Annotated in this window: 15 protein-coding genes, 1 tRNA gene, 1 other RNA gene and 1 pseudogene; 8 read left to right on the forward strand and 10 right to left on the reverse strand. The window is 35.0% G+C overall.

Features of this window, described 5'->3' with window-relative positions; genetic code table 11:
- Positions 1–211: 211 nt before the first annotated feature.
- The 6 genes from PF572_05920 to PF572_05945 all read left to right on the forward strand — a co-directional run bounded on the left by PF572_05920 (position 212) and on the right by PF572_05945 (position 3,463).
- The gene (locus PF572_05920; GenBank protein MDA3840595.1) at positions 212–1,033 is read left to right on the forward strand and encodes a tyrosine-type recombinase/integrase; all 822 of its coding nucleotides are present in this window, start codon (positions 212–214) and stop codon (positions 1,031–1,033) included.
- Position 1,034: 1 nt separating this feature from the next.
- Positions 1,035–1,493 (forward strand): SsrA-binding protein SmpB, encoded by a 459-nt coding sequence (gene smpB, locus PF572_05925; GenBank protein MDA3840596.1) that lies wholly within the window; start codon positions 1,035–1,037, stop codon positions 1,491–1,493.
- 20 nt (positions 1,494–1,513) lie between these two features.
- Positions 1,514–1,891, forward strand: a transfer-messenger RNA (tmRNA) gene (ssrA, locus tag PF572_05930).
- 446 nt (positions 1,892–2,337) lie between these two features.
- Complete coding sequence (locus PF572_05935) at positions 2,338–2,601, forward strand: GIY-YIG nuclease family protein (protein MDA3840597.1); 264 nt, start codon at positions 2,338–2,340, stop codon at positions 2,599–2,601.
- 212 nt (positions 2,602–2,813) lie between these two features.
- Positions 2,814–3,101 (forward strand): hypothetical protein, encoded by a 288-nt coding sequence (locus PF572_05940; GenBank protein MDA3840598.1) that lies wholly within the window; start codon positions 2,814–2,816, stop codon positions 3,099–3,101.
- Between the two features lie 278 nt (positions 3,102–3,379).
- Positions 3,380–3,463, forward strand: a tRNA-Leu gene (locus PF572_05945).
- 606 nt (positions 3,464–4,069) lie between these two features.
- Here the strand turns inward: PF572_05945 and PF572_05950 are convergent.
- The 5 genes from PF572_05950 to nusA form a co-directional block, all read right to left on the reverse strand.
- A complete protein-coding gene (locus tag PF572_05950; GenBank protein ID MDA3840599.1) occupies positions 4,070–4,552 on the reverse strand; it encodes an NYN domain-containing protein in 483 nt (160 codons plus the stop codon).
- A 131-nt stretch (positions 4,553–4,683) separates the two neighbouring features.
- Positions 4,684–5,985: a trigger factor gene (gene tig, locus PF572_05955; GenBank protein ID MDA3840600.1), complete on the reverse strand. Its 1,302-nt coding sequence runs from the start codon at positions 5,983–5,985 to the stop codon at positions 4,684–4,686.
- 60 nt (positions 5,986–6,045) lie between these two features.
- Positions 6,046–6,267, reverse strand: a complete 222-nt coding sequence (locus PF572_05960) for a hypothetical protein (GenBank protein ID MDA3840601.1) — start codon at positions 6,265–6,267, stop codon at positions 6,046–6,048.
- Positions 6,268–6,322: 55 nt separating this feature from the next.
- Positions 6,323–8,317 (reverse strand): sodium-translocating pyrophosphatase, encoded by a 1,995-nt coding sequence (locus PF572_05965; protein MDA3840602.1) that lies wholly within the window; start codon positions 8,315–8,317, stop codon positions 6,323–6,325.
- Positions 8,318–8,349: 32 nt separating this feature from the next.
- Complete coding sequence (nusA, locus tag PF572_05970) at positions 8,350–9,849, reverse strand: transcription termination factor NusA (GenBank protein ID MDA3840603.1); 1,500 nt, start codon at positions 9,847–9,849, stop codon at positions 8,350–8,352.
- Between the two features lie 287 nt (positions 9,850–10,136).
- On the opposite strand from nusA, the gene PF572_05975 reads away from it, so the two are divergent.
- Entirely contained in the window at positions 10,137–10,466 is a 330-nt protein-coding gene (locus PF572_05975; GenBank protein ID MDA3840604.1) for a hypothetical protein, read from the forward strand.
- Between the two features lie 54 nt (positions 10,467–10,520).
- On the opposite strand, the gene PF572_05980 is transcribed toward PF572_05975, so the two are convergent.
- The 4 genes and pseudogenes from PF572_05980 to rpsO all read right to left on the reverse strand — a co-directional run bounded on the left by PF572_05980 (position 10,521) and on the right by rpsO (position 14,496).
- Complete coding sequence (locus PF572_05980; protein MDA3840605.1) at positions 10,521–11,003, reverse strand: hypothetical protein; 483 nt, start codon at positions 11,001–11,003, stop codon at positions 10,521–10,523.
- Positions 11,004–11,128: 125 nt separating this feature from the next.
- Positions 11,129–13,387 (reverse strand): polyribonucleotide nucleotidyltransferase, encoded by a 2,259-nt coding sequence (locus PF572_05985; protein ID MDA3840606.1) that lies wholly within the window; start codon positions 13,385–13,387, stop codon positions 11,129–11,131.
- A gap of 185 nt (positions 13,388–13,572) precedes the next feature.
- Positions 13,573–14,073, reverse strand: coding sequence for an NYN domain-containing protein (locus PF572_05990; protein ID MDA3840607.1), 501 nt, complete (start codon positions 14,071–14,073; stop codon positions 13,573–13,575).
- A 162-nt stretch (positions 14,074–14,235) separates the two neighbouring features.
- Positions 14,236–14,496 (reverse strand): annotated as a pseudogene (rpsO, locus tag PF572_05995) (30S ribosomal protein S15).
- A gap of 184 nt (positions 14,497–14,680) precedes the next feature.
- Between rpsO and PF572_06000 the strand changes: the two are divergent.
- The gene (locus tag PF572_06000) at positions 14,681–14,917 is read left to right on the forward strand and encodes a hypothetical protein (GenBank protein ID MDA3840608.1); all 237 of its coding nucleotides are present in this window, start codon (positions 14,681–14,683) and stop codon (positions 14,915–14,917) included.
- A gap of 57 nt (positions 14,918–14,974) precedes the next feature.
- Here the strand turns inward: PF572_06000 and PF572_06005 are convergent.
- Positions 14,975–15,397 (reverse strand): transposase (locus PF572_06005; GenBank protein MDA3840609.1); only part of this gene is annotated, 423 nt, incomplete at its 5' end.

A 15,397-nucleotide genomic window follows, 5' to 3' on the forward strand; every position in this document is an offset into this window, starting at 1 on the left:
AGCGAGTAGCAGGAAATTGGCGTATGGCAGATGCTGGTAAGCGCACCACATTATACAAAATTTGATGGGGCCTGCGAGCGGTAGCGAGTGGTCACAGCAAATTTTGTATAACTCGTTATTATGTGAACTTGCTGAAAAATAATAACTGAATATTGTTAATTATGTGAACTTATGTTATTATATATATTAATTTCATTTTAACATAAACTAAATGAATATAAAAGAATTGCTTGATAAAATTGAAAATGAGCTTAAATTGAGAAATTACAGTGAACAAACAATAAAAAGCTATTTGTCTTCTCTAAAAGATTATTTTATATACATTAAAACGGTAAGTAATCTGCCTGATATTTCACTTATAAAAAAATACTTATTAGAGAAGAAAGATAAAGGCCTATCTCCACAGACTATTAATCTTTATCTCAATTCTATAAAATATTTCTATCGGGATATTTGTAAATCCAATAAAAAAATTGATATAAAATTTGCCAAAAGGTCTTTAAAAATTCCAGTTGTATTGTCTAGAAAAGAAATTCAATTAATTATTGAGTCATGCTCTAATGAAAAACATAAATTATTACTTGGCCTAAGTTATGGGGCAGGTTTAAGAATAAGCGAGACCCTTAATTTGAAACTAAAGGATGTCTCTATTGATGAATTAGTAATTCACATCAAAGACGCAAAAGGCAAAAAAGACAGAATTACCATTATTCCAGAGTCATTAATCCCCCATTTATCTAAACAGTGTTCTGAAAAAGAAAACAATGACTATGTTTTCGAAAGTAGTCGTGGGGGGAGATTAACTCAAAGATCTGCTCAAAAAGTTTTTGAAAAATATCTCAAAGTTTCTTCAATAAATAAACCGGCCACCTTTCACTCACTTAGACATTCTTTCGCCACCCACCTACTTGAAAATGGAGTTGATATTAGATATGTACAAGAGCTTTTGGGTCATGCTAACATTAGAACAACGCAAATATACACAAAGGTGACAAACCCAATTTTAAAAAATATTAAAAGCCCATTAGAATAATATGCCAACACTCGCGTTTAACAAGAAAGCTAGATATGACTTTGAAATTACCGAAACCTTTGAGGCCGGGATGGTTTTGTTTGGTCATGAGGTGAAATCGATGAAAGAAGGGCATATTAGTTTAAAGGGAGCTTATATTGTTACTCAAAAAGGGAATAAAATCTTACCTGACTTTGTTTTACGAAAAGCTCGTGTTAGTCCTTATAAAAAAGCTAATACTTCTGATTATGACCCAGAGAGAGATAGAAAATTATTACTCAATAAGAAAGAAATAAACTATCTAATCGGTAAATATAAAGAAGGAGGATTTTCTTTGATTCCAATTAAGATTTATACCAAAAAAAGTCTTATTAAACTTGAGTTTGGTTTAGGTCGAGGAAAGAAAAAACATGACAAACGAGAGGATATTAAGAAAAAAGACGTTGAACGTCAAATGCGAACATTGACAAAATATAAATAGTATTACATAATATAGTTCCTGGGGATGCCAGGCTTCGATAATTAGAATACTTTATTACATTCAGTACGTGTTTCTCGAAAGTCACGCCAAAAATTCGAATAACATAAGTGCAAAATCTGCATTAAGCAAAGTGAGCTTTAAAATGCCTGCTTTCGCTCCTGTTGCCGCTTAATAGCCGCGACCATTTGTTCCAGTGATTTCTAATAACTGGTTACGAGTGTCATTCGCTTAGAATAGGCCAAACTTCCTCTCGAGGGTATGGATGAAAATTAAGAGATCGTTGTGAATGCTTTTGTTGGATTTTCTACATACACAACTAAACAACAAATCCATCTATTTCTGTAAAATTGTACTAAAGTTCTTGTTAGACAGGGGTTCAACTCCCCTCATCTCCACAACATAAAAATATCCAGCTTTGCTGGGTATTTTTTTGTTTTGGTGCATGAGGTCAGAGTTGAATCTCAGAAAAAGTATGAATAATAATATCCTCGAATTAACAAAAACAAACACCGCAAATAACTAAAGCTTTTAGAAAATCGGGTGTTGGGGTTCACCCCTTCAACTCCCCTCATCTCCACACTTCGACACGTAGTAAAATTCACTTACGTTTTAATTTTACTACTTGCTCAGTGCAGGCCTGGGGACATGACGACATGTAGTCGAAGTGTGTCCTGAGCTTGCCGAAGGGCAAAATATCTGCGCTCATCACTTACTCAGTGCTGGGCGTTTTTATTTCACAAATATGTTATTATTTAATCAAGAAGTTGTTCTGTCTACTCTAAATTTAATGAAGTGAGCCTGTCGTGAGCCCAGTCGAACGACTTACCGAAGGGCTAATGTTTATATGCAAAATTTAACTTATATATTATTATGCTCTGACAACTCTTTTTATGTTGGTCATACATCGGATTTAAAAGAAAGGATTAAAAACCATACTGCTGGAACCGCATCAATTCACACCAAAAACAGAAGACCAATAAAATTGGTTTACTATGAAAAATTCTCCAGCAAAATAGAGTCTATCGAAAGAGAAAAACAATTGAAAGGCTGGTCAAGAACTAAAAAGATTAATTTAATTAAATTTGGACACCCTAATGTTTTAAAATAAATACTCCCCTCATCTCCACACTTCGACACGACCATTCGCTTCGCTCAGGCCTTGCTCAGTGCGGGCCTTTTTGGTATCGTTTTTTTATATAATAAGAAGTGTGCCCTGAGCTTGCCGAAGGGCTAAAATATCTCCTCTCATCACTTACTCGGTACTAGGCTTATATTTTTATAAATATGCTATAATCTAATTATAATATCTCAGAAAACAATATGAAAACTAAAATTATAATATTTCTAGTACTTTTATTCCTGGGCATTGGATCTTATGGCTATTATTGGTATTCGGGTCTAATTACCACAAACAATCAGGCACAAGCTGTTCTGAGCCAAAATGAAGAACTAAAAAACCAAGCTCAAGACTACAAGACACTCAAAGAATCTGTAATCTCTGAAAAAAATAGATGCCAAGTATTTATTAGCCAAGAAAAAGGTGATTTTGGTGATTTTGAATATTGTAAAGACTATATTACATGGACACAGAATCTAAATTTAGAATAGTATACATTATAATGTATACATAAATATATTTCAGTTTCCCCTTGATTTTTTATAGTTTTTAATGTAAATTGTATTTAAGAAAAGAATTTGATTCTTTTTTTATTTTTTGTAAAATTAGAGTTCATCTATAAAATAGCTGCTGATTATTTTTGAGGATTTTTTGAGCGAAAAATCAGAAAATTTTGGAAGAATAAAAATATTATTTTGAGTAAATTTTGTGGTTTTATAGCCAAAAAAGACCTAAAATGAACTGTAGATATTTTATAGATAGACTCTTAGCCCGGGTGGTGAAATTGGTATACACGAGAGACTTAAAATCTCTTGGCCGCAAGGCCGTGCGGGTTCAAGTCCCGCCCCGGGCACAACGGAAAACTAGCTTATCAAAGCTAGTTTTTTGTTGTGCTTGGAGCGGACGCAGAACCCGCTGTTGGGACCAGTTTAAGGAGATTGGATAAGTTGCTTGCCAGAATGATATCTCAGAAAATAAATAATCACTTACGATTGAGTTGTTGGGGTTCACCCCTTCAAGTCCCGCCCCGGGCACATAAAAAAGAGATAGACATTTGTCTGTCTCTTTTTTATTTGTTTGGGGCGGGGAATGAACCCGAGAACAAGGGTTTGGAGGCCGTGTGAGGCCGACATGCAGATTGACGTCAAAGACGGCCATCTGCCAAGTCCAAAGCTAAACGTGCTATACGAGCTTCTATAAATTCATCGCTTACGATTGAGTTGTTGGGATTCATCCCTTCAAGTCCCGCCTATATCAAAAATTTCCGAAGAAAAAAGCCCCGGTTTTAAGGGGGCTTTAATAAGCGACTGATTTAATCTTAACGTCTAGAGGTTGAATTGTTTTTTTTGGTTCATTTTCTACTATACAAGTATCAAAGATCGTATGGTTGTAAAATAAACTATTCTCGATAAAATCAATCACTTAAGAATTATATTAACTTAATATAGATTTTTGTCAATTACCCCCACTCACTCATCAATTCATCATTTATCTCAGCAACTTCATCTTCCTCTAGTTCATCATCTCCGTTACTGCTCACTACTTCTTCCTCTCCGAGCTCCATTTTAAAATCACTTGAGCTAACTAATATTATTTCATTTTTTCTATTTTGCTCTTTATTTATTATTCCGACCTCATCTTTGATTTCATTATCATTTGTAACCAGAACTATACCTTCATCCGGGTCTTCCTCTCTAGCTATTTCTACTATTTTGTCATCTGCTGACGCGTAATGCACATCTCTGGGGCTATAAACAACCTTTAATCTATCTTCTTCATAAGAATCACCCATTTGACTATTGCTGTCAAAAACTAAGGTAACTTTTTTCCTATTATCCTCTAAAAAATCTTTAAGCAAATCAATTAATATTTCATTAAAATCGCTTTCCTCTAAAAGACCTAGGTCTCCGGCTAAATTATTTCCATCTATTAAATAATACATAAGGTGATAGTCTACTCTACAGAGACCAAATTATTAATAATTACATCTTAAAAAATTTTATACCAATTTATTTTTAAAGTCAACAAAAAAAAGACCATTTTTTCTAATGGTCTTTTTTTGAAAGTGTTTTATTATTCCTGTCCGCCGGTAGGCATGGCGATATTCCACTCTCTAAGCTTTCCTACTACAGCCCTATTGGAAAGGGTCATTACAGCATAGCTTCTATATTCTTCTGATTTAATCTGTTTTTCAATTTCTGGTGTCGCTTGATATTGCTTCACAAGAGATTCTAAATATTCGTCGATTTCTTTTTCTGTAACTACTATTTTTTCGATTTTTGCTATCTCTCTAATAATTAATGAAGCCTGAACTCTTTTCACAGCATCTGGAAGCATTTCCATAACCAAATCATTCCTCGATTTTTTCAAGCTGGAAAGATAGTCTTCAAACTTTCCTCCTTGTTTAGTAACATTTTGCTCAAGCTCACCAATCATAGTTTCAGCCTCATGCTGGACTAACATTTCTGGCAGGTCACCAAATTTTGTTTTAGCAACTACTCTTTCAATTACTTCTCTCTCGGCTACTTGTCTTGCTTCATTTTTCTTTCCTGCTTGAATATTGTTCGTAATATTTTTCTTTAAGTCTTCAGCACTTTTGAAATGAAGCTTTTTAGCTAATTCATCATCTAGTGGAGGTAATACTCTATCAAAAACATCTTTCACTTCTACTTTGAACTCAACATTTTTCCCCGACAAATTTGCCTGATGATGGTCTGATGGATAGTGAACTTCAAATTCTCTTGTATCTCCTTTTTTGGCGTCAATCAACTTCTTGTCAAAACCAGAGACCATATAATCTTTACCAACAATAATGGTTGTCTCTTTTGCTTGTCCTCCTTCAACTGGAACCTTGTCTAGAAACATTTGGATATTTAGAATAAGCTTATCGCCATCTTTTATTTTTTCCCCAGAAACTGTTTCTTTAACATGCATCTCTCTCAAGTGATCGAAAGTTTTCTCCAATTCTGCATCATCTAATTTAACCTCTTTTTCTTTTATTCCTAACTCCTTATATTTTCCTAATTCAATACTTGGGATTATCGACATTTTCACTGTAAATATAAGTGGATTTTCTGGAGCTAACTTAACAATAGCTATATCAGGTTGTCCGATAGCGTCTGTAGTGTTCTTTGAGATAACTTCTCCCAAAACAGTATTAATGGCAATTCTAGCTGATTCGTCCATGATGGACATCTCACCAACTTTTTGTTTTATAATATCGTATGGAGCCTTACCATCTCGGAATCCTTCTATTTTTACTTCCTTGGCTATTTTTTGAGCCCCTTTTTCTAAATATGGTGTAAACTCTTCTTGACTCAATTCTACTGTCAACTCAACTTGAGCTTTATCTAGGTCTTTTTTTTCTACTTTCATAATATATTATTTAATAATTAACATTTTTTAGGGAGAAGTTTTTAGCTTCTCCCTGTTTTTTTATTTTTTTACAAAATTACTTGGAACAAGATAGTAATCAGCAGGATTGATATTTAACTCTTTCTTTATCTTTCTTAAAGCTTCGTAATACCAATCCATATTCAGAGCATTCGGCTTAAGCCTTGATTTAAGAAATTCATGATATATTCCTGGATTAACAGGTACTACATCGACATTCATTAACTCAAGTTCTTTTATTAGTACAGAAACAGGTTTTCTCATTATCAGCTCCTTTAATGTTAGGCTGCTTTTGTTTTAAGTAAGTTCTTCAAAAATTTTACATTAACAAACCAACAACAAGTAATGCTACAATGTTCAATATTTTAATCATCGGATTGATAGCAGGTCCTGCAGTGTCTTTGTAAGGATCTCCAACTGTATCACCTGTTACAGCAGCTTTGTGAGCTTCTGAGCCTTTACCGCCATGGTGACCATCTTCAATATATTTTTTAGCATTATCCCAAGCACCCCCACCTGATGTCATTGAAATTGCTACAAATATTCCTGTAATAATTGAGCCCACAAGAAGTCCACCTAAAGCTTCGACTCCTAGGAAAACGCCTACTATAATAGGAGTAGCAACTGGGATTAACGCAGGTACAATCATTTCTTTAATAGCTCTCTTCGTTACGATATCAACTGTTCTTCCGTAGTCAGGTTTTTCTGTTCCTCCCATAATTCCTGGTTTTTCTTTGAACTGTTTTCTGACATCCTCAACTACTGCCCCAGCAGCATCACCAACGGCTTGCATTGAAAGTGCTCCAAAGTAATATGGAAGAAGTCCACCAATAAATAATCCAGCTAAAACATATGGATTTGAAATACCAAAATCTGTGCCTGCTCCAACAATATGTTCAAAATCAGCAAATAAAACTAGCGCAGCTAAGGCAGCTGAACCGATAGCGTATCCTTTTGTAACAGCTTTTGTAGTGTTTCCTACAGCGTCTAGTGGGTCTGTGATGTTTCTTACATCGTCCCCCATTTCTGCCATTTCAGCGATACCACCAGCATTGTCAGTAATAGGACCATATGAATCAATAGCAACAATAATACCAGCCATTGAAAGCATTGCCATTGCAGCGATTGAAATACCATAAAGGCCAGCCAATGAATGAGCTCCAAGAATAGCTGCAACTATAACAATGATAGGAGCAGCTGTTGATTTCATTGAAACAGCAAGCCCTATGATAACATTAGTTCCATGACCAGTTTCTGATGCTTTTGCAATATCTCTAACTGGTCTAAAGTCTGTAGATGTATAATATTCAGTAATCAGAACAAGCGCAGCAGTTACTGCTAGCCCAATTAATGAAGACAAATAAATACTCATAGTGCTATATAAACCATTGCCAGTCATGAAATAGTTTGTAAGAGGATAAAAAGCAGCGGCAGCAATAAGCCCAGATGTTCCTAACCCAATATATAATGCTTTCATAATCTTTCCGTCTTTTCCAAGTCTAATCAATAGTGTCCCAACGATTGAAGCAAAAATTGAAACAGCTCCAATTGCCAGAGGAAATACTATAGCATTGTCAAAAGAAACAAAAGTTAATGAAGCAAGAAGCATAGCAGCAATTGTAGTTACGGCGTATGTTTCAAAAAGGTCAGCAGCCATTCCAGCACAATCACCTACACTGTCACCAACATTATCAGCAATAACAGCTGGGTTTCTTGGATCATCTTCAGGAATACCAACTTCAACTTTTCCAACTAAATCAGCTCCAACATCAGCAGCCTTTGTGAAGATTCCTCCACCAAGTCTAGCAAATATAGAAATAAGTGAGCCACCAAAACCAAGTCCTATTAAGTCAACAACATCTTTTGAAACAAAGAAATAAAAGCCAGCAGTCCCAAGAAGAGCTAGTCCAACTACAAGCATTCCTGTAACTGTTCCACCTTGAACAGCAACTTTGAAAGCTTCTTTCATTCCAGTTCTCGCAGCCTCAGCTGTTCTAACATTTGCTCTAACTGAAATATTCATCCCAATATAACCTGTGATACCAGACAAGAAAGCTCCAACCAAAAAAGCGAAAGCTGTCATCCAACCCAAAGGCTCAGGCATAAATCCTAAAAACAAAAATAAAACTACAGCAACAATACTAATAGTAGTGTACTGTCTGTTTAGATAAGCCTTGGCTCCTTCTTGAATAGCTTTAGCTATATCTTGCATTTTTTCGTTCCCAGCAGGGAGCTTAACAATTGAAGCTGCTAAATACAAACCGTAAACGATGGCCAGTACGGCGCTTCCTAGAATCAAAAATGTAATTGTCATACTTTTTCTTTTTAAAAATTATTATTTATAAATTATTTTGTTTCTTTCTTTTCCTTTTTCCCCTGTGCTGAGCTTGTCGAAGTATCTTTTTTCTCCTTCTTCTCTTTTTTCCCCTGTGCTGAGCTTGCCGAAGTATCTTTCTTCTCAGTTTTTTCCTCTTTTTTCCCCTGTGCTGAGCTTGCCGAAGTATCTTTCTTCTCAGTTTTTTCCTCTTTCTTTCCCTGCGCTGCCTGCCCGTCCTCTGGCGTGGAGCTTGTCGAAGTATCTTTTTTCTCCTTCTTCTCTTTTTTTCCCTGTGCTGAGCTTGTCGAAGTATCTTTCTTTTCTGCTTTTACTTCATCTTTCTCTTTCTTCTCTTCGTCTGAATTATCTTCTTCAACTTCTTCATCGTCTTTCTTCACCACATCTTCTCCATCATTCATAACAACATCAATCTTCCATCCTGTTAGACGTGCCGCTAATCTAGCATTTTGCCCACCTTTACCTATCGCAAGTGAAAGTTGATCTTCATTTACATGGGCAATTGCTTTCTTTTCTTCTTCATTCGTTGTGATACTTAATATTTTTGCTGGAGACAGGGCGTTGGTTATATATTTTTCTGGATTTTCATCATATTGAACAATATCAACCTTTTCACCTCCAAGCTCAGAAATAACAGTTTGAATTCTTGATCCACGCTGACCAACACAAGAACCGATTGGATCTACATTGTCAGATTCGGTGTGGACAGCGACTTTTGAACGAGAACCAGCTTCACGTGCAACTGATTTTAGTTCGATTAGTCCATTTGAAATTTCTGGTATTTCAAGATAAAAAACTTTTCTCAAAATTTCATCAGATGTTCTTGATAGAATAATTTCTGGTCCCTTTGAGCTTGTCCTTACTTCTTTTATAAAAACCTTAATCCTTTCCCCTGGAGCATAATTCTCTCCATAAATTTGTTCATCTTGGGGTAGGATACCAACAGTTTTGCCAAGATCAACAAGGACAACTCTCCCTTCTCTCCTTTGGACAACACCAGAAACAACTTCTTTTTCTTTGTCTTTAAATTCAGTCATAACCATATCTCTTTCTGCTTCCCTTAATCTTTGAATAATAACTTGCTTAGCGGTTTGAGCTGCCATTCTTCCATAAGTGCTCGGGACTGCCAACTCGGTAATTATTTCTTCTCCAATTTTTGCGTCTTTCTTAATTAACTTCGCTTCAGTAATCTGCAAATCAGTTTTTGGATTAAATCTTTTTACTTCTTCTTCTCCTTCTGCTAATTCTGGCTTTTCTACTTCCTCAACTTTAATTGGGTCGCCATTTTCATCTAGCTCCTCTTCAGGAACGTCGTCTACAACTGTTTTTACATCAAAAACTTTAGACTCAGCAGTATCTGGACTAAACTCAACTTTAATATTCTGATTTTTCTCACCATAATCTTTCCTATAGGCTGCTGCTAAAGCCGATTCTATAGTACTAATTACAGCATCGTAACTCAAACCTTTCTCGTCACAAATCATTTTGATAGCGCTTATTAATTCACTCATATTTTTGACTCACGTGAGAGTGAGGCATCCCGCTAGCAACAAAGTGGCGTAGCGGGATTTTCTTAGAACTAGTCACTTATAATGACAGCCTTAAACCAACCTTTTCTCTCCCGTTTTTTTAGATATTTAAAAGGGCTAATTGTAATAAATACAACTAGCCTTATGACCCTAAATTACCATAGTAAAATAGAAAAGTCAAGCAAATTTTCTTTTTGTATGTTTATTGACAATATAAATTTTCAGTGATAATCTCATTTTATATTTGCTCATTACTCAAAGGAGAAATCATGTATATTATTACTTTAATAGAAGGAAGCGATTTATTGGAAGATGATAAAATTCTTTTAGACCGCTTAAAATATAGCTTCGAAAACAACGAAACTCCACCTGAAATTTCCAGAGAATCATACGAAGAGTTTATTGCAAAATTTCAAAAGTTAACGTTCGATAATAGAAAAATCGAACTGAGATTAATTCAGACTGATAAGCTTAAAATTTCCATTAATTGGGCAAACAGTGCTGAAATGGTTATTCCCTTGGACCAAAGAAAGAAAAAAAATTTTGTAAGCAAAGGATTGAAAAGTCGCAAAAGAGCTCGAAGTAATTCTGCAAGATAATGAAAAAGCCAGTCGCAATGACTGGCTTGTTTTTTGTTTATTATAAGAACATTGTTAAGCTGGATAATACCCTTTTCTCCCTGATTTTATTAACCACGGATACTCAACACCTCTTCTCCACGCATCAGCCAAGACAGTGTCTTTGCAATCACCAGATGCAACCACTAGACTATTATTGCAAGAAAGTGTTGCTGAGAACCGAGGTTTTTTTGTAGGCGGAGATAGGTGATTTTTATACTTATCCTCCATCAAGCGACTTATTTGCTGAAAAAAATTTTCTTCCGTCTCAATTTGCCGCAGAATACGTAATATTGTGTTTATTCTATCAGTCTCCGATTCAAACATTACAAGACACAAATCATTTTCACAAACATCCTTTTTTTGCTCTGTCTTAAATCTAAGTGACATCAAAGCATAAAACATAGAAACCTCTGAATCCATTATCTCTAAATATCTGCAATCATTAAATCCTCCAAGTTTATTTGCCTCTACCACATATTCAGCTGAACAAGGAACTAGATTATCAAAAGCACTCATTATCTCCTCCTATGTATGAGTAATAAAATGATCGATTATTTTTCTTGTATCTTAAGCTATCTAAACTTCCAAGTCAATCAAAAAAGCACTCTCGAAACCGAGAGTGCTTTTTCTATATAGAAGTTTTATCTCTTATTAAATCCACCTGACCTTTGTGGTCTTCCATTACTTGGTCTTCCACTTCTATCTCCTCCGCCAGCTCCATTGCCTTCCTGTTTACCTTTCTCATCCTTCCAAAGAATTTCGTTTTCAGGTAATCCTTTCAAGGTTAGATTTACTCTCCCTTTATCATCAATTTCTTTAACCTTTACCCAAACCATATCACCTTCAGAAACAAAATCGCTTGGTGCTCCTATTCTGTATGGAGCAAGTTCACTGACGTGCGCCATTCCATCTTTTCCAGGAAGCAATTCGATAAAAGCACCGAAGTCTAGAATTCTAACTACTTTACCGTGATAGATTTCTCCAGCTTCTATGTCTTTTACAATGCTTTTAACCCAATCAATTGCCTTCTCTGTTCCTTTGGCCTCAACACCAGAAATATAAACAGTACCGTCATCATCAATATCAATAGTAACATTACATTCGTCAATTATAGCATTAATTATTTTTCCACCTGGACCAATAACATCTCTAATTTTTTCAGTATCAATTTTGAAGCTAGTAACTCTTGGAGCATGCTCAGAAAGTTCTGCTCGAGGTGCTTCAATTGCAGCATTCATAACATCAAGAATTTGTAATCTAGCTTTGTATCCTCTTTCAAGAGCTTCCTTAACAATATCCTGACTTAATCCAATTGATTTTGTATCAAGTTGAATAGCAGTAATACCTTCAGTTGTTCCTGTTACTTTGAAATCCATTCCACCTTGACCATCTTCAATATCTTGAATATCAGTTAATATTTTCCATTCGCTCATATCTCTGCTAGAAGCCATACCAATTGCAATACCGGCAACAGCTCTCTTGATTGGCACGCCAGCATCCATAAGAGTCATACTTGAAGCACAAGTTGAAGCCATTGATGAAGATCCATTTGAACCAAGAGTTTCACTTACAACACGAATTGTATATGGAAAATCATCTTTTGAAGGGATGACTGGTTCCAAAGCTTTTTCAGCCAAAGCACCATGCCCAATGTCACGTCTTCCAGGCCCTCTGTTCGGTCTTGCTTCTCCAACTGAAAATGCTGGGAAGTTATAATGATGCATAAATCTTTTTTGTGTTTCTCCTTCAATACTATCAATAGTTTGTTCAAGTCCGGGTCCCCCTAAAGTTGTTATAGACATTACTTGAGTTTCACCACGATTGAAAAGTGAAGTTCCATGAGTTCTTGGTAATAATCCAACTTCAGAATAAAGATCTCTAATTTGATCGAATGCTCTTCCATCAACTCTTTTATTATCTTTCAATATTCCTTCAGTAACTGCATCGTCAACAAATTTTTCAACTAATTTTCCAATAGCCATTGATCTCAATGTTTTTGAAATTTCCTTGTCAAATAAATGTTTATCGAGACCATGCTTAATAGCGGCGACTGCTGCTTTTCTTTCAGTCATTTTATAATACTCAACATCAAATACAGTTTTCTTTGTATTCTCTGCAAGCCAAGCTTGTGCAATTTCTAGAACTTTTTCTTTTTCTGCTTCAGCTACTTTTTCTTCAGGGCTAACAAGTTTTTCTCTTACAGTAACTTTTTTAACCTCAACTTCAGCTTTTAGTTTTTCAATCAAATCAATTGCTGGTCTCATTCCTTTCTGTCCAGCAACAATAGCCTCATACATTATATCTTCTTTTGTTTCCTGGGCACCAGCCTCAATCATCAAAACTCTTTCTTTTGTTCCGGCCACGATTAAATCAAAGCTACTCTCTGCTCTCTCCTCATAAGTAGGATTGAAAACAAAACCGCCATTAATTTTTCCAAGTCTAATTCCAGCAATTGGTCCGTCCCATTTAACACCCGAGATAGATAGAGCGGCTGATGCTGCAACCAAAGAAACAATATCAAAATCATTTTTTTGATCAACGCTCATAACAGATAACACTACTTGAATATCTTTTCTTGAAGATTCATCAAATAAAGGTCTGATTGTTCTATCAATCATTCTCCCAGTTAATACTGATTCATCTGTTGGACGACCTTCTCTTTTAACCCACTTTGAACCTTTAATCATTCCAGCTGCGTACAACTTCTCTTCGAAGTCTACCATTAACGGGAAATAATCGATTCCATCTCTCTCATATGCTGACTCTACAACTGTAGCCAGAATAACTGTATCACCGTATTGAACGGTTACAGCAGAATTAGCTTGCAGGGCTAATTTACCTGTTTTGATTGTTAGCGTTCGGCCAAGCCAATCACAAGAAAACACTTTTTCTTTGTTCATTTGTTTTTGCTCTGACCAATAAACTTTAGGACTACATGAACCAATGTTCATACAGCACTATGTGTTTACCGGCCAGATTATTATTTTTTAATTCTTAATTTTGAATTTCGATTTAATTTAAAATTATTCAATAATTAATTAAATATTCTTTCAAAATTCAAAATTAGAAATTTAAAATTAAATTTCTATTTCCCTAAAAGAAATCTTTTATCGTCACTTAAGTCAATAAAATCATCTGAAATTTCAACTAACTTTCCTGAAGCAGTTTGTCTAAATGCCATTACTTCAACTAAACAACCAGTTGTTGATTTCAAATAATCTACAAGAGGAATATAGTCTCCGTCTCCAGTGATCAAAATAATAACATCCAGATTCTGTGCCAACTTAATAGCATCAACAGTTATCCCAACATCCCAGTCGCCCTTCTTGGCTCCACCTGCAAAAATCTGCAAATCTTTCATATTTACTTCAAAACCTTGTTTATCAAGTGCTTCGAAAAATGGAGTTTCTTCACCTTGTTCTGTTCGAACGACATAGGCAATCGCTCTAATTAACTTTCTGTCTGCAACTGCAGCTTTTAAAACTTCTTTAAAATTTACTCTTTTTTTATAAAGATTTTTTGCTGAATGGTACATGTTTGATACATCTACCAAAACACCAACTCTTTGATCTTTGTGTTTTATCATATATTTATATAAAAAGGGACGAAAAACGTCCCTAATTGATTATTTTGTTCCTTGGGCTTCTTCTTTCGCTTCTCTTGCTTCTTCTTTAGCTAAATCGCTAGCCATCAAAGCTTCATCTTCAGCTTTCTTTATTTCTTCTTCTTCAATAAATTTCTTAGCAATCTTCAGTTTTAGTCTTTTAGCAACATCTTTAAAGCTCACTTCGTCTTCTTTTTGTAAATACTTAAGCAATCTTCTTCTTTCACCAACTTTTTTAAGTAACCCCCTTCTTGATGAGTGGTCATGCTTGTGAATCTTTAGATGCTCAGCTAATTGAGCAATTTCTTCTGTTAAGATAGCGATTTGAACTTGTGTTGATCCAGTATCACCATCGTGAACTCTGAATTTTTTAATGATTTTTGATTTAACGTTTTTTTCTAACATTTTTTCGTCTCCCAGGCCGAGTAGCGGGTTTCAATTCCCACACCAAGTCAAGGGTTATTATTTTTAATTACGAGACTTAGATTAACATTTTTTTAAAAATAAATCAAGTGCTACTACTTTTTGACAAAATTTAATATTTACCTTATTATCATTAATTATTGCTCATTATACCAAGGGAGAAGCTATGTCGAAAATAGAAACAAATACCCTCAGTGCTTTAAAAGATGTCTCTGGTCTTGCTACACTTAATGATTTCAAAACTGCCTTGAAAAACAAGGAATTCGAAGCTGCAGAGAAATGGTTACAATTTGTCGTAGACAACAAAGTAGCCTTTTGCAAAATTTCCAGAAAATGGGACAACTGGATTCTAAAAAGAGAAAAAGAAATAGAGGAAGCAAAGTTCACTTCATTTCCGTTTTAGTTTTCAAATTTACAAAATAAGTTCGTAACTATGTTGCGGACTTTTTTCGGCCCCCCGTCAAACAGTGTGATAGTTTAATATAAAAGATAGCGGTAAAAAAGCTAAAGTTATTTTGGCAATATAGTTATCTATATTCCTAAATCCGTAACTGACTCTCTTGATCATCTTAATCTTCGTATGACAACCTTCGGTAAAACCGTTGCTTGTTTTATTTTTGAAATAATTCAAAATCGGTATTCTCCATTTTTTTAATGTAGCATGTAGTGTTCGTAAATAACGACTATATTCTGGAGTCTCCAATAACAACATAACATGGTTGAATCTTTTCTCTGCCTCCTCAATACTATGCGCCCGATACATAAATATTATCTTCTCTTTAATAATGTAGGCCTGTTTTAAAACTGGATATCTCTCATACTTTTTAAATATCAACTCCAATCTACTTAATTCGTATTCATTTAAACTATCTTTGTTGACCCA

The organism is Patescibacteria group bacterium (genome assembly GCA_027858235.1).
Taxonomy (GTDB): domain Bacteria; phylum Patescibacteriota; class Patescibacteriia; order Patescibacteriales; family BM507; genus BM507.

Bases quoted from the DNA above. Each gene is read 5' to 3' on its own strand.
- PF572_05920 (MDA3840595.1), top strand. From the start codon at position 212: ATGAATATAAAAGAATTGCTTGATAAAATTGAAAATGAGCTTAAATTG.
- smpB (MDA3840596.1), top strand. From the start codon at position 1,035: ATGCCAACACTCGCGTTTAACAAGAAAGCTAGATATGACTTTGAAATT.
- PF572_05935 (MDA3840597.1), top strand. From the start codon at position 2,338: ATGCAAAATTTAACTTATATATTATTATGCTCTGACAACTCTTTTTAT.
- PF572_05940 (MDA3840598.1), top strand. From the start codon at position 2,814: ATGAAAACTAAAATTATAATATTTCTAGTACTTTTATTCCTGGGCATT.
- PF572_05950 (MDA3840599.1), bottom strand. From the start codon at position 4,552: ATGTATTATTTAATAGATGGAAATAATTTAGCCGGAGACCTAGGTCTT.
- tig (MDA3840600.1), bottom strand. From the start codon at position 5,985: ATGAAAGTAGAAAAAAAAGACCTAGATAAAGCTCAAGTTGAGTTGACA.
- PF572_05960 (MDA3840601.1), bottom strand. From the start codon at position 6,267: ATGAGAAAACCTGTTTCTGTACTAATAAAAGAACTTGAGTTAATGAAT.
- PF572_05965 (MDA3840602.1), bottom strand. From the start codon at position 8,317: ATGACAATTACATTTTTGATTCTAGGAAGCGCCGTACTGGCCATCGTT.
- nusA (MDA3840603.1), bottom strand. From the start codon at position 9,849: ATGAGTGAATTAATAAGCGCTATCAAAATGATTTGTGACGAGAAAGGT.
- PF572_05975 (MDA3840604.1), top strand. From the start codon at position 10,137: ATGTATATTATTACTTTAATAGAAGGAAGCGATTTATTGGAAGATGAT.
- PF572_05980 (MDA3840605.1), bottom strand. From the start codon at position 11,003: ATGAGTGCTTTTGATAATCTAGTTCCTTGTTCAGCTGAATATGTGGTA.
- PF572_05985 (MDA3840606.1), bottom strand. From the start codon at position 13,387: ATGAACAAAGAAAAAGTGTTTTCTTGTGATTGGCTTGGCCGAACGCTA.
- PF572_05990 (MDA3840607.1), bottom strand. From the start codon at position 14,073: ATGATAAAACACAAAGATCAAAGAGTTGGTGTTTTGGTAGATGTATCA.
- PF572_06000 (MDA3840608.1), top strand. From the start codon at position 14,681: ATGTCGAAAATAGAAACAAATACCCTCAGTGCTTTAAAAGATGTCTCT.